The sequence below is a fragment of the Pseudomonas sp. KCJK8993 genome, from assembly GCF_046230915.1.
GTDB lineage: Bacteria > Pseudomonadota > Gammaproteobacteria > Pseudomonadales > Pseudomonadaceae > Aquipseudomonas > Aquipseudomonas piscis.
In genome coordinates, this window is the sequence record NZ_JBJJLO010000090.1 from 15,324 (window position 1) to 28,077 (window position 12,754).

At 65.4% G+C, this 12,754-nt stretch carries 14 protein-coding genes; 8 read left to right on the forward strand and 6 right to left on the reverse strand.

What is annotated here, in order from left to right; genetic code table 11:
• The first annotated feature begins 53 nt into the window (after window positions 1-53).
• The 3 genes from mobA to fdhD all read left to right on the forward strand — a co-directional run bounded on the left by mobA (window position 54) and on the right by fdhD (window position 2,528).
• On the forward strand, window positions 54-668 hold the full coding sequence (gene mobA / locus ACK6AU_RS23475) for a molybdenum cofactor guanylyltransferase MobA (protein WP_409301700.1): 615 nt from the start codon (window positions 54-56) through the stop codon (window positions 666-668).
• 96 nt (window positions 669-764) lie between these two features.
• On the forward strand, window positions 765-1,658 hold the full coding sequence (locus ACK6AU_RS23480) for a LysR family transcriptional regulator (protein ID WP_185700807.1): 894 nt from the start codon (window positions 765-767) through the stop codon (window positions 1,656-1,658).
• 45 nt (window positions 1,659-1,703) lie between these two features.
• Window positions 1,704-2,528, forward strand: a complete 825-nt coding sequence (fdhD, locus tag ACK6AU_RS23485; RefSeq protein ID WP_241107270.1) for a formate dehydrogenase accessory sulfurtransferase FdhD — start codon at window positions 1,704-1,706, stop codon at window positions 2,526-2,528.
• A 175-nt stretch (window positions 2,529-2,703) separates the two neighbouring features.
• On the opposite strand, the gene moaE is transcribed toward fdhD, so the two are convergent.
• From moaE to moaA, 5 genes are read right to left on the reverse strand one after another with little or no spacing between them, the layout of a single operon-like run.
• Window positions 2,704-3,159 (reverse strand): molybdopterin synthase catalytic subunit MoaE, encoded by a 456-nt coding sequence (gene moaE, locus ACK6AU_RS23490; protein ID WP_185700805.1) that lies wholly within the window; start codon window positions 3,157-3,159, stop codon window positions 2,704-2,706.
• 3 nt (window positions 3,160-3,162) lie between these two features.
• Complete coding sequence (locus ACK6AU_RS23495; protein WP_185700804.1) at window positions 3,163-3,414, reverse strand: MoaD/ThiS family protein; 252 nt, start codon at window positions 3,412-3,414, stop codon at window positions 3,163-3,165.
• Entirely contained in the window at window positions 3,411-3,911 is a 501-nt protein-coding gene (moaC, locus tag ACK6AU_RS23500) for a cyclic pyranopterin monophosphate synthase MoaC (RefSeq protein WP_185700803.1), read from the reverse strand. Before moaC ends, ACK6AU_RS23495 begins: the two co-directional genes overlap by 4 nt.
• A gap of 41 nt (window positions 3,912-3,952) precedes the next feature.
• On the reverse strand, window positions 3,953-4,852 hold the full coding sequence (locus tag ACK6AU_RS23505) for a bestrophin family protein (protein WP_185700802.1): 900 nt from the start codon (window positions 4,850-4,852) through the stop codon (window positions 3,953-3,955).
• A 47-nt stretch (window positions 4,853-4,899) separates the two neighbouring features.
• Window positions 4,900-5,898, reverse strand: coding sequence for a GTP 3',8-cyclase MoaA (moaA, locus tag ACK6AU_RS23510; protein ID WP_409301704.1), 999 nt, complete (start codon window positions 5,896-5,898; stop codon window positions 4,900-4,902).
• A gap of 444 nt (window positions 5,899-6,342) precedes the next feature.
• Between moaA and ACK6AU_RS23515 the strand changes: the two genes are divergently transcribed.
• The 5 genes from ACK6AU_RS23515 (at window position 6,343) to ACK6AU_RS23535 (ending at window position 11,516) form a co-directional block, all read left to right on the forward strand.
• Complete coding sequence (locus tag ACK6AU_RS23515; protein ID WP_409301706.1) at window positions 6,343-8,667, forward strand: FdhF/YdeP family oxidoreductase; 2,325 nt, start codon at window positions 6,343-6,345, stop codon at window positions 8,665-8,667.
• 116 nt (window positions 8,668-8,783) lie between these two features.
• On the forward strand, window positions 8,784-10,205 hold the full coding sequence (locus ACK6AU_RS23520; protein WP_409301708.1) for a cytochrome ubiquinol oxidase subunit I: 1,422 nt from the start codon (window positions 8,784-8,786) through the stop codon (window positions 10,203-10,205).
• Window positions 10,206-10,221: 16 nt separating this feature from the next.
• Window positions 10,222-11,238, forward strand: coding sequence for a cytochrome d ubiquinol oxidase subunit II (gene cydB, locus ACK6AU_RS23525; RefSeq protein ID WP_185700798.1), 1,017 nt, complete (start codon window positions 10,222-10,224; stop codon window positions 11,236-11,238).
• Window positions 11,225-11,374 (forward strand): hypothetical protein, encoded by a 150-nt coding sequence (locus ACK6AU_RS23530; RefSeq protein ID WP_185700797.1) that lies wholly within the window; start codon window positions 11,225-11,227, stop codon window positions 11,372-11,374. Before cydB ends, ACK6AU_RS23530 begins: the two co-directional genes overlap by 14 nt.
• Window positions 11,367-11,516, forward strand: coding sequence for a DUF2474 domain-containing protein (locus tag ACK6AU_RS23535; protein WP_409301711.1), 150 nt, complete (start codon window positions 11,367-11,369; stop codon window positions 11,514-11,516). Before ACK6AU_RS23530 ends, ACK6AU_RS23535 begins: the two co-directional genes overlap by 8 nt.
• Window positions 11,517-11,574: 58 nt before the next feature.
• Here ACK6AU_RS23535 and ACK6AU_RS23540 read toward each other — a convergent pair whose 3' ends face one another.
• A complete protein-coding gene (locus tag ACK6AU_RS23540; RefSeq protein ID WP_409301713.1) occupies window positions 11,575-12,549 on the reverse strand; it encodes a Dyp-type peroxidase in 975 nt (324 codons plus the stop codon).
• Window positions 12,550-12,754: the final 205 nt, after the last annotated feature.

Sequence of the window (12,754 nt, forward strand, 5' to 3'; positions counted from 1 at the left end):
CGCGGACAGACAATGAGATCGTGCCCGCCATCGACCTGACATGCCCGTGACCCATGACCCCGACCCGACCTGCCAGCGCCACTCCCCTGCCCTGCTCGATCCTGCTGCTGGCAGGCGGGCGCGGATTGCGCATGGGCGGCCGGGACAAGGGCCTGGTGCCCTGGCGCGGCCGGCCGCTGATTGCCCATGTGCACGACGTGGTGCGGCCCCTGAGCGACGACCTGATCATTTCCTGCAACCGCAACGCCGAGCAGTACCGGCCCTACGCCGACCAGCTGGTGGCCGATGCCCAGCAGGATTTTCCCGGCCCGCTGGCCGGTGTCCTGGCCGGCCTGGCCCAGGCCCGGCACCCCTGGCTGCTGGTGCTGGCCTGCGATGCCCCATGCATCGATGGCGCCTTGATCGAGGCCCTGTGGCAAGCCCGCGGTGCTGGCGAACAACCGGTGATGGTGCAGCAGGACGGCCAATGGCAACCCATGTTCAGCCTGTTGCCGACGCGAGTGCTGGGCGATCTGCGCCAGGCCTGGGACCAGGGCGAGCGCAGCTTGCTGCGGGCCCTGCGTATATCGGGCCTGACGCCCCTGCGCTGCGCCGCCGACGATCCCCGGCTGAGCAATTTCAACAGCCCTGAACTACTGTCTGAAACACCCCCCGGCTCCCCGGCCTGAAGGCTGGCGCAACAGCCCGGGACGATCTTCGGGTCTTCCCACAGCTTGAACCTCTGCGTTAATACTGATGACGACCCTCCCACGACAGGTGCCATTGTGGACATCAAGCAACTGAAGTTTCTGATCGCGCTGGAACAGACCCGCCACTTCGGCCAGGCTGCCGCGCGCTGCCACATCACCCAGCCGACCTTGTCCATGCGCCTGCGCAACCTGGAGGACGAGCTGGACCTGATCCTGGTGACCCGGGGCCAGCGTTTCGAGGGTTTCACCGAAGCCGGCGAACGGGTGCTGGCATGGGCCAAGACCCTGCTCGCCGCCCATGACGGGCTGTTCGCCGAAGCCGCGGCCTGCCGCGGGCAACTGGTGGGTAACCTGCGCCTGGGCCTGGTGCCCCTGAGCGGCTTCAACCCCATCGGCTACGTGCAGAAGCTGTCGGCGAGCTTTCCCGAGCTCAAGTTCAGCCTGTCGTCCGCAAGCTCCGACCGCATCATCGAGGAGATCGGCAACAACCAGCTGGACCTGGGGGTCTGCTACCTGGACCACGTCAATCCCAACTACCTGGACTTCTTCGAGATCGGCGAGACCCGGGTCGGCCTGCTGTACGACACCCGGCACTTTCATTTCGAAGGCAACGAGATGAGCTGGGAAGAGGCCGCTGAACTGCCGCTGGGCATGCTCAGCACCGGCATGCACTATCGCAAGTCCATCGACTTGAGTTTCCGCAGCCGCGGCCTCAACCCGCAGCCGATCCTGGAAAGCGATTCGACCTACCAGCTGTTCCAGGCCATCCATGAGGGCTTCTGTTGCTCGATCATGCCCCTGGACAGCGGCCTGGACTCGCCGATCGAGAACCTGGCCTTCATCAGCCTGCCCGACGCCAGTGTGCTGGCGCCCCTGGGCATGGTGATGCGCAAGACCGAACCACGATCGGCGATTGCCGAGAAGTGTTTCGCCGAAGCTCGCAAGCTGTTCGCGATCAAGGGCGAATGACCGTTTAGCGCGCCTGCGGGCGCAGCAATAGCAAGAGGTGGATGCATGGTTTGCCGGATCGAACAAGCGGATCAACAGCCCGAGGCCAACGCACCGGCCCCGGCGCCGCAGAGCGTGGCCTATCGCGAATACGGCTCGCCGCAAGAGGCCCACGCGCCCCTGGCCGCCGAGACCGCCCTGGCCATCACTTACAACGGCCTGAGCCAGGCAGTGATGATGGTGTCTCCGGGCAACCTGGAGGATTTCATCCGTGGCTTCAGCATCACCAACGATATCGTCACCGGCCTGGACGAGATCTACGACATCCGCCTGAGCCATTTCCCCCAGGCCTGCCAGGCCGACGTGCAGATTTCCAGCCGGGCCTTCTGGGCCCTCAAGGACCATCGCCGGCAACTGGCCGGGACCAGCGGCTGCGGCTTGTGCGGGGTCGAAGCCCTGGAGCAGGCCCTGCCGCAGCTCCAGGTGCTGGAACCGACGCCACTGCCGCCGGTGGAGCACCTGCAGGGCCTGCGCGAGCGCATCGAGCAGGCCCAGCTCATGGCCCGCAGCAGCGGCGCCCTGCATGCGGCGCTGTACTTCGATGAACAGGGAGAGGTGCGCCTGTGCCAGGAAGACATCGGTCGCCATAACGCCCTGGACAAGCTGATCGGCGCCCTGCTCCACGCCGGGATCGATACACGCCTGGGCTTTACCGTGGTCACCAGCCGCTGCAGCCTGGAGCTGATCCACAAGGCCGTGCGGGCACGCCTGGGCACCCTGGTCAGCCTCTCGGCGCCCACCGCCCTGACCGTGCAGTGGGCCAACAAGCACCACCTCAACCTGATCCACGTCCCCCACCGCAGCCCGCCACGGATCTACAGCCCGGTGTGACCGCACGGCATTTCTGTGGCGCGGGAAGTTACTCGCGCTGCAAGGCGCAGCCTGGCCATCCGCTTGGGCAGGCGCTCGATCAGGTATAGCGAGGGTTCGGGTCTACGGCCTGCGCTGCCGAGCGGCAGCGAGCGCCCTCGCCACCCAGAGTCGGTTCCAGATCTACCGCAGGTGCTCAGGGTTGCTGCCAGCGGCTGGCGGCCTGCTGGTCGCTCGCACGGCCTTCGACCCAATGTTCGCCGCTGTCGGTGACTTCGCGCTTCCAGAACGGCGCGCGGGTCTTCAGGTAATCCATGATGAAGTCACAGGCCTCGAAGGCGGCCTGGCGATGGGCGCTGGCCACGCCGACGAAGACGATCGGCTCGCCGACCCGCAGCAGCCCGACCCGATGCACCAGCTCGACCCGCAGCAGCGGCCAGCGCTGCTCGGCCTGTGCCACGATGTCCTGCAAGGAGCGCTCGGTCATGCCCGGGTAATGCTCGAGGAACAGGCTCTGCACCGCCTGCCCCAGGTTCAGGTCGCGCACGTAGCCGACGAAGGTCACCACCGCCCCCACGGCCGGATCGCCGGCCTGCAGGGCAGTGTTCAAGGCATCGAGGCTGAAGGCCTGTTGCTGGACCTGGACACCCATGCCTCAGCCCCCCGTCACTTGCGGAAAGAAGGCGATCTCGTCGAAGTCCTCGATGGGCGCGTCGAGCTTGCACAGGTCCTGGTTCAGCGCGCACATCAGGCTGTTTTCCCCCAGGACCCGGGCCCAGTTCTCGTCCCGGGCCATGAGCAACCGGCGCACATCGCCAACCGTGCGCAGCTCGGCATGCAGCGCCAGCTTCTCGCCGCCGCTGCCCAGCTGTTCGCGGTAGCGGGCAAAGTAGTGGATGAGGATCATGGCTGTTCTCCTGCGATGAATGAACCGGATTTGCCGCCGTGCTTCTCCAGTAGCCGCACGCCCTCGATGACCATGCCGCGATCCACCGCCTTGCACATGTCGTAGACAGTCAGGGCGGCGACGCTGGCAGCGGTCATCGCTTCCAGCTCGACCCCGGTGGCACCGTTGAGCCGGCAACGGGTGGTGATTCGCACCCGGTCCGGCGCCACGGCGGCGAGCTCGACGCTGACCTGGGTGAGCAGCAAGGGGTGGCACAGGGGGATCAGCTCATGGGTCTTCTTCGCCGCCATGATCCCGGCGATCCGGGCCACGGCGAATACGTCGCCCTTGGGATGGCCGTTGTCCTCCAGCAATTGCAGGGTGGCCGGGTGCATCCGCACCCAGGCCTCGGCCAGGGCCTCACGGTCGGTGGCGGGCTTGGCGGTGACATCCACCATGTTGGCCCGACCCTGGGCATCCAAGTGGGTCAACGCGGGACTGGCGACAGCGTCGTTCATGTTCAACCTCAGGCAAGGGAAAGCCCGGCGACCCGGGTGGGTCAGCTCAGGACGTAGTCCACCGGCTCGAGTACCGGCGGCAGTTCGGTGACCCCCAGGGCATCGAGGATCTCGCGCTCGATGTTGCGCACGATGGCGTCCAGGGGCAGGTCGTTCTCGTCACGACCGAAAGGGTCTTCCAGCTCGTCGCCGATGGCGTCCAGGCCGAAGAAGGTGTAGCTGACGATGGCGGTGAAGATCGGTGTCAGCCAGCCCAGGGGCTCGGCCATGGCAAAGGGCAGCAGGATGCAGAACATGTAGCTGGTGCGGTGCAGCAGCAAGGTGTAGGGAAACGGCAACGGCGTGGCCTTGATCCGCTCGCAGGTGGTCTGCGCCGTGGTCATGCCCGCCAGCAGGTTGGCGATCAGCATGTAGCGCCACTCGCCAAGGCGGCCCGATTCGGCCAGGCCCGAACACTGGCGCGAGACCAGGCGCAGCACGTTGTCACTAACGTTCGGGGTCGCCGCCGGCGGCAGCTGGCTGAGCCAGGTGCCCGCGGCCCCCAGCTCGTCCTCCTGGCGCAGCCGGGCCTTGAGGGCATGGGCGAACCCGCACAGGTTGCGCAGGATCGCGCCGCGCGCCTGGGCATCGTCGATCACCTGGGTCTCGCGGATCAGCGAACGCACGTCCGTAACGATACTGCCCAGGGCCTTGCGCGCCTCGTACCAGCGGTCATAGCAGGCGTTGTTGCGAAAGCTCATGAAGATCGACAGCGACAGCCCGAGCAAGGTGAAGGGCGTGGCGTTGACCTTGGAAAAGAACGCCGGCTGCAGGGTCTCGATCAACACGATGGCGGCGGCCAGCAGGGTCACCAGCAGGCTGCGCAGGGCGATGCGCTTGGCGATCGAGCCCTTGAGCGAAAACAGCACGCCGAGCAGGTTGGGTTTGGATCTGACGATCATCGAAGGACGGCCTCTGGACGATTCGGGCAAGCAAGGGATGGGGCCGGTCAGCCGCCGGTCATGTTCATGAAGCGCACCACCTGCACCTCATCGTTGAGCTCGAAGTGATGGCGATAGGGCTTGAGCTTCATGGCCTCGACGATGGCCTGTTCCAGGCGCTGGGTATCGCCCGGGTGGGCACGCAGCACGGCCTTGAGGTCCATCGAGTGTTCGTTGCCCAGGCACAGCAGCAAGCGCCCTTCCACGGTCAGCCGCACGCGGTTGCAGGTGCCGCAGAAGTTGTGGCTGTGGGGAGAGATGAAGCCCAGGCGGATCTGCGGTGCCTCGGCCAGGCGCCAGTAGCGCGACGGCCCCTGGGTCGATTCCGCCGACTCCATCAGGGTGTAGCGCTCGGCGATCCGCTCGCGCACCTGGGCGCTGGAAAAGAAGGCATCGCTGCGGCTGTGTTCGCTGATGGCGCCCAGGGGCATCTCCTCGATGAAGGAGATGTCCAGGCCATGGTCGATGGCGAAGGCCACCAGGTCGTTGACCTGCTGGTCGTTGCGCCCCTTCATCACCACGCAGTTGAGTTTGGTGCGGGTAAAACCAGCGGCGTTCGCCGCATCGATCCCGGCCAGCACCTGGGACAGCTCGCCGGTGCGGGTCAGTTGGCGGAACAGCTGCGGGTCGAGGCTGTCCAGGCTGATGTTCAGGCGCTTGACCCCGGCATCGAACAAGGGCGCGGCCAGCTTGCCCAGTTGCGAGCCGTTGGTGGTCATGCACAGCTCGCGCAGGCCCGGCAGCCGCGCAATGCGCCGGCACAGCTCGACCACCCCGGAACGCACCAGCGGCTCGCCACCGGTCAGGCGGATCTTGCGGGTGCCCAGGGCGACGAAACGCTCGGCCAGCTGGTACAGCTCTTCCAGGGTCAGGATGCGCTGGCGCGGCAGGAACTGCATGTCCTCGGCCATGCAATACACGCAACGAAAATCGCAACGGTCGGTCACCGACATGCGCAGATAGTCGACCCGGCGAGCAAAGCCATCCACCAATACTTGATCTGCCATCACCGCCTCTGTCGCCGATGCGAACTCATTGAATATTAGTTGAACTCCGACAGTGCAGCCGCGCTTGTCGCGAGTGATTGGCGGCAAGATTAAGAGCCATTCAAAAGTCCGTCCAATCGCTATTAACAACTGGTTGATCAAAAACATCTATCAAGCGCAAAGCTGTCGGATAAATCAATTCAACCTATTGTTTTCAAAAGAATTAATACCCCGATAGAGGTTCTCGATCAGTTGGTCATTAATTGCGATTAGACAGCCTGCACGGACGCCGAATAGGCTTTATTCGTGGCCCGAAAAAGGCCGCGAAAGTTACTCCACGCAAACAAACACAACGGGGCTTATAACCAGTCCCAGCAAAATCGCATTTAGCCTGAGCAGTCAGAAACCATCGACATCCATTGAATGTCGGGCGGTTCCCTGCGTGCGATGCATTGGAGAAATATCATGAGCGAAGTTGATCGATACAAACCCTACAAGGGCGCGGCCGCCGGTTGGGGGGCACTGATGGCGGTGACCCGCAACTGGCTGGGCAGCGAGAACGCCTTCAAGAACATCCGCGCCATGCTCAAGACCAACCAGAACGGCGGTTTCGACTGCCCGGGCTGCGCCTGGGGCGAGTCGCCGGAAAACGGCATGGTCAAGTTCTGCGAGAACGGCGCCAAGGCGGTCAACTGGGAAGCCACCGGGCGCCTGGTGAACCCGGCATTCTTCAATAAGTACACGGTCTCGGCCCTGGCCGCGCAGAGCGACTACTGGCTCGAATACCAGGGCCGCCTGACCCATCCGATGCGCTACGACGCCACCCAGGACCGCTATGTGGAAACCACCTGGGACGAGGCCTTCGACCTGATCGCCAGCCACCTCAAGGGCCTGGACTCGCCGAACCAGGCCGAGTTCTACACCTCGGGCCGGGCCAGCAACGAAGCCGCCTACCTCTACCAGCTGTTCGTGCGCGCCTACGGCACCAACAACTTCCCCGACTGCTCGAACATGTGCCATGAAGCCAGCGCCGTGGGCATGTTCGAGAGCGTCGGGGTGGGCAAGGGCACCGTGGTGTTCCACGACCTGGAGCAGGCCGATGCGATCTTCGTCATCGGCCAGAACCCCGGCACCAACCATCCGCGGATGCTCGAACCGCTGCGCGAGGCGGTCAAGCGCGGCGCCCAGGTGATCTGCTTCAACCCGCTCAAGGAGCGTGGCCTGGAACGCTTCCAGCATCCGCAGCACCCGCTGGAGATGCTCACCAACGGCTCCGAACCCACCTCCTCGGCCTATTTCCGTCCGGCCCTGGGCGGCGACATGGCGGCCTTTCGCGGCATCGCCAAGTTCCTCTTGCGCTGGGAGCGTGAAGCCCTGGCCAGCAATGGCGAAGCGGTGTTCGACCGGGCCTTCATCGCCGAACACACCTCGGGCCTGGACAGCTACCTGGCCGAGGTCGACGCCACGTCCTGGAGCCACATCGTCGAGCAGTCCGGCCTGTCCCTGGCCGATATCGAACTGGCCGCCCGCATGTATCGCAAGGCCAAGCGCGTGATCATGTGCTGGGCCATGGGCCTGACCCAGCACACCCACTCGGTGCCGACCATCCAGGAAGTGATCAACGTGCTGTTGCTGCGCGGCAACATCGGCCGCCCGGGCGCCGGGCTGTCGCCGGTGCGCGGCCACAGCAACGTGCAGGGCGACCGCACCATGGGCATCAACGAACTGGCGCCTACCGAGTTGCTGGACGCCCTGCAAGCGCGCTTCGGCTTCAAGCCGCCACGGGAGCACGGCCACAACACGGTGATGGCGATCTCGGCCATGGAACAGGGCAAGGCCAAGGTGTTCATCGGCCTGGGCGGCAACTTCGCCCAGGCGACCCCGGACACCCCGCGCACCCACGCCGCCCTGCGCAACTGCGAGCTCACCGTGCACATCTCCACCAAGCTCAACCGCAGCCACCTGGTGACCGGTCGCGAGGCGCTGATCCTGCCGTGCCTGGGCCGTACCGATATCGATATCCAGGCCAACGGTCCCCAGGGCGTCACCGTGGAGGACACCTTCAGCATGGTGCACATCTCCCATGGCCAACTGCGGCCCAAGTCGGCGCACCTGCGCTCGGAACCGGCGATCATCGCCGGCATCGCCAACGCCACCCTGGGCCCGCGTCCCATCGACTGGCTGTGGGTGATCGAAGACTACGGGCGCATCCGCGACCTGATCGCCGATACCATCCCGGGCTTCAGCGACTTCAACCTCAAGCTGCTCAACCCCGGCGGCTTCCACCTGGGCAACGATGCGGCCGACCGGCGCTGGAACACCGCCACCGGCAAGGCGCAGTTCACCCCCAGCGAACTGCCCGCGGACCTGGTCAACCCCGGGGTGCGCAAGCTCAAGGAGCAACCGCAACTGATCCTGCAGACCATGCGTTCCCACGACCAGTACAACACCACGCTGTACGGCCTGGACGATCGCTATCGCGGGGTCTACGGCATGCGCGAGGTGCTGTTCGCCAACGAACAGGACATCCGCAAGCTGGGCTACGAGCCGGGGCAGAAGGTGGACATCGTGTCCCTGTGGGAAGACGGCCGCGAGCGCCGGGTCAGCGGCTTCACCCTGATCGCCTATGACATCCCCGCCGGCCAGGCTGCCGCCTACTACCCGGAGACCAACCCCCTGGTGCCACTGGAGAGCTACGGCGACCGCACCTATACGCCGACTTCCAAGTTCATCGCCATCCGCCTGGAGGCGGCCCAGGCCAGCAACCTGATCCAGTCCGTCGGCGTCTGACCGGGCCCGGCGCCCCGGCCTCCACTGGCAGCCCCCGCCCCCGTAGCGCGAACCCTTGCGGTTCGCGGCGAACGGGCGGCGGCTGCACGGCATCCAGCCTTTACGAGGGTATCGTCATGTTTGATCTACAGGCACTGGACCTGGCGCGCATCCAGTTCGCGTTCACGGTCTCGTTCCACATCATCTTCCCGGCCATCACCATCGGCCTGGCCAGTTTCCTGGCCGTGCTCGAAGGGCTTTGGCTCAAGACCCACAACAACACCTACAAGGACCTGTATCACTTCTGGTCGAAGATCTTCGCCGTCAACTTCGGCATGGGCGTGGTCTCCGGACTGGTCATGGCCTATGAGTTCGGCACCAACTGGAGTCGTTTCTCGGACTTCGCCGGCAGCATCACCGGCCCCCTGCTGACCTACGAGGTACTCACCGCGTTCTTCCTCGAGGCGGGTTTCCTCGGGGTCATGCTGTTCGGCTGGAACCGGGTCGGCCGCGGGCTGCACTTCTTCTCCACGGTGATGGTGGCCATCGGCACCCTGATCTCGACCTTCTGGATCCTGGCGTCCAACAGCTGGATGCAGACGCCCCAGGGCTTCTCCATCGTCGATGGGCGGATCATGCCCATGGACTGGCTGGCGATCGTCTTCAACCCGTCGTTCCCCTTCCGCCTGGCGCACATAGCCATCGCCGCGTTCGTCGCCACGGCGTTCTTCGTCGGGGCCTCCGGCGCCTGGCACCTGCTGCGCGGCAACGACACGCCGCCGGTGCGCAAGATGCTGTCGATGGCGCTGTGGATGGCGCTGATCGTCGCGCCGATCCAGGCGGTGGTCGGCGATGCCCACGGCCTCAACACCCTGGAACACCAGCCGGCGAAGATCGCCGCCATCGAAGGGCACTGGGAAAACCACGGTGACGAGCCCTCGCCCCTGGTGCTGTTCGGCCTGCCCAACATGGACAGCGAAAAGACCGACTACGCCCTGGAGGTGCCGTACCTGGGCAGCCTGATCCTGACCCACAGCCTGGACAAGCAGATCCCTGCGCTCAAGAGCTTCCCCAAGGAAGACCGACCCAACTCGGCCATCGTGTTCTTCAGTTTCCGCATCATGGCCGGGCTCGGCATGCTGATGATCCTCACCGGGGTGCTGGGCCTGCTGCTGCGGCGCGGCGGCGCGCTGTACCGCAATCGCTGGTTCCTGCGCCTGGTCCTGCTGATGGGCCCCACCGGGCTCATCGCCATGCTGGCGGGCTGGATCACCACCGAAGTCGGTCGCCAGCCCTGGGTGGTCTACGGCCTGCTGCGTACCAGCGATGCCGCGTCCAACCACAGCGTGATGCAGCTGAGCGTGTCCCTGGCGTTGTTCGTGCTGATCTACTTCTCGGTATTCGCCGTGGGCATCGGCTACATGATGAAGCTGGTGCGCAAGGGCCCGCAGCCCCACCACGAGCACCTGCCCGAAGCCACGCCGGCCCAGGAACCGACCCCGCGTCGTCCACTGTCCGCCATCTCCGAGACGTTCGCGTCCGGCGATCACCACAACTGAAACAAGGGAAACGATCATGGCTATTCAAGGCATAGATCTATCGTTGATCTGGGGCGTCATCATTGCCTTCGGGGTGATGATGTACGTGATCATGGACGGCTTCGACCTGGGGCTCGGCATTCTCTTCCCGCTGATCCCCGATGCCCGGGAACGGGACGTGATGATGAACACCGTGGCCCCGGTCTGGGACGGTAACGAGACCTGGCTGGTGCTCGGCGGCGCGGCGCTGTACGGCGCCTTCCCGCTGGCCTATTCGGTGATCCTCGAGGCGTTGTACCTGCCGCTGGTGTTCATGCTGGCGGGGCTGATCTTCCGTGGCGTGGCCTTCGAGTTCCGCTTCAAGGCCAGCCCCGAGAAGCGGCATATCTGGGACCTGGCCTTCATCGGCGGCTCGCTGCTGGCGACCCTGTGCCAGGGCATCGTGATCGGCGCCTATATCAGCGGCATCCCGGTGGTCGATCGCCAGTTCGCCGGCGGCGCCCTGGACTGGCTGGCGCCCTTCCCGCTGTTCTGCGGCCTGGGCCTGGTGGTGGCCTATGCCCTGCTGGGCAGCACCTGGCTGCTGGTCAAGACCGAAGGCATGCTCGAAGCACGCATGCGCCACTACACCCGGCCCCTGGCGTTCGCCCTGACGGCGGTGGTCGCGGTGCTGTGCGTGTGGACGCCCATGCTGCATCCGGAGATCGCCACCCGCTGGTTCGGCCACGCCCATCTCGTGATCTTCGGCGCGCTGCTGGTGCTGGGCCTGCTGGCGTTCTGGGGCTTGCTCGGAACCTTGCGCCAGCATCATTCGCACTGGCCGTTCGTGTTCACCCTGGTGCTGGTGTTCCTGGGCTACATCGGCCTGGCCTTCAGTATCTGGCCGAACATCGTGCCGCCGTCCATCAGCCTGTGGGAAGCGGCCTCGCCCCTGACCAGCCAGTTGTTCATCCTGATCGGCACGCTGTTCATCCTGCCGATCATCCTGATGTACACCTGCTGGAGCTACTACGTGTTCCGCGGCAAAGTGAGGATCGGCGATGGCTACCACTGAGCACCCAACACTGCACGAAACCCTGGCCCGCCTGCCCTTGCACCGCCAGGTGGCACACCTGAGCCTGCTGTACCTGGGCGCGATGCTGACACTGGCCTGCACCACGGCCCTGGTCCTGGAGCTGGCCCATGGATAAGCCCCAGGTCACACGCCCCGTTCCGGGGTGGCGGCAACTGTTGTGGCTGGTCGGCATCTGGTTGGCCAGCGTGGTCAGCCTGGGGCTGGTGGCCGGGTTGTTGCGGCTGCTGATGCAAGCCGCGGGCATGCGCAGCCACTGATTGCGGCCCATTACCAGCACGCCCCCGGCACGCACTGGCGTGGCGGGGGCGTGTGGGTTCAGAGGGGCGTTGGCTCGCGCTCGGCCAAGGCTTCGAGCAGCTCGGCCGAAGGCACGAAGAACAAGCCGCCGGTCACCGCCGTGCTGTAGTCCAGCAGGCGATCGTAGTTGCCCGCCGGCCGCCCGACGAACATGTTTTCCAGCATCTGCTCCACCGGCTGCGGCGAGCGCGCGTAGCCGATGAAGTAGGTGCCGAACTCCCCGGCCCCCGGTCGTCCGAACGGCATGTTGTCGCGCAGGATCTTCACCTCTTCGCCGTTCTCCTCGAGGGTGGTCAGGGAGCTGTGGGAACAGCTGGGCTTGACCCCGTCGGCCAGCTCGATGTCGTCCAGCTTGGTCCGGCCGATGATGCGTTCCTGGGCCTCCACGGTCAGTTCGTTCCAGGCGCTCATGTTGTGCAGGTACTTCTGCACCAGGACGTAGCTGCCATTGGCGAACTGCGGGTCCTCGTCGCCCATCAGGGTGAAGTCCACGGCTTCGCGGCCCACCGGATTCTCGGTGCCGTCGACGAAACCCACCATGCTGCGCATGTCGAAGTAGCGAAAGCCCTGGACTTCGTCCACCACTTCGATCGCAGCGCCCAACGGCTTGAGCAACTGGGTGGCGAGTTCGAAGCACAGGTCCATCTGTTCGGCGCGGATATGCAGCAGCAGATCGCCCGGGGTGGACGGTGCCAGCCGCCCCGCTACCCCCACTTCACGAAACGGATGCAGCGCGGCCGGGCGCGGCCCGCCGAACAGCCGGTCCCAGGCGACGGAGCCGAAACCACAGACGCAGGTCAGGTTGCCCGCCGGTACCCGCTTGCCCACCGAGCGCACGCGCCCGGCGACATCGGCGCACCACTGGCGCAGGGTTTGCGCCGCTTCGGCACCGGGCGCCAGGGTGGCGACGATGAAGATCGCGCTGCGGGTAATGGGGCTGCAGACAGCTTGGGGCTCGGGCAGGCGCCCGGCCGAGGATGAAGGTGTCGTCATGTTGGATTCCACAGGCTACGGTCGAAAAAATCACCCACGGAAATTAGCAGATTGCATCGCCGTAGCCACCCATTCCTGTGGCCGCTGTCGAGCCTGCGCAGTTGCGCCAAGGTCCGCAGGACCTTCAGGGGGATCGGGTGGCCAATCCAGAAACGGCCGCTGCGCGCCCGGGCGCAGCCTGCGGCAGCGGCTACACGAAGCACCT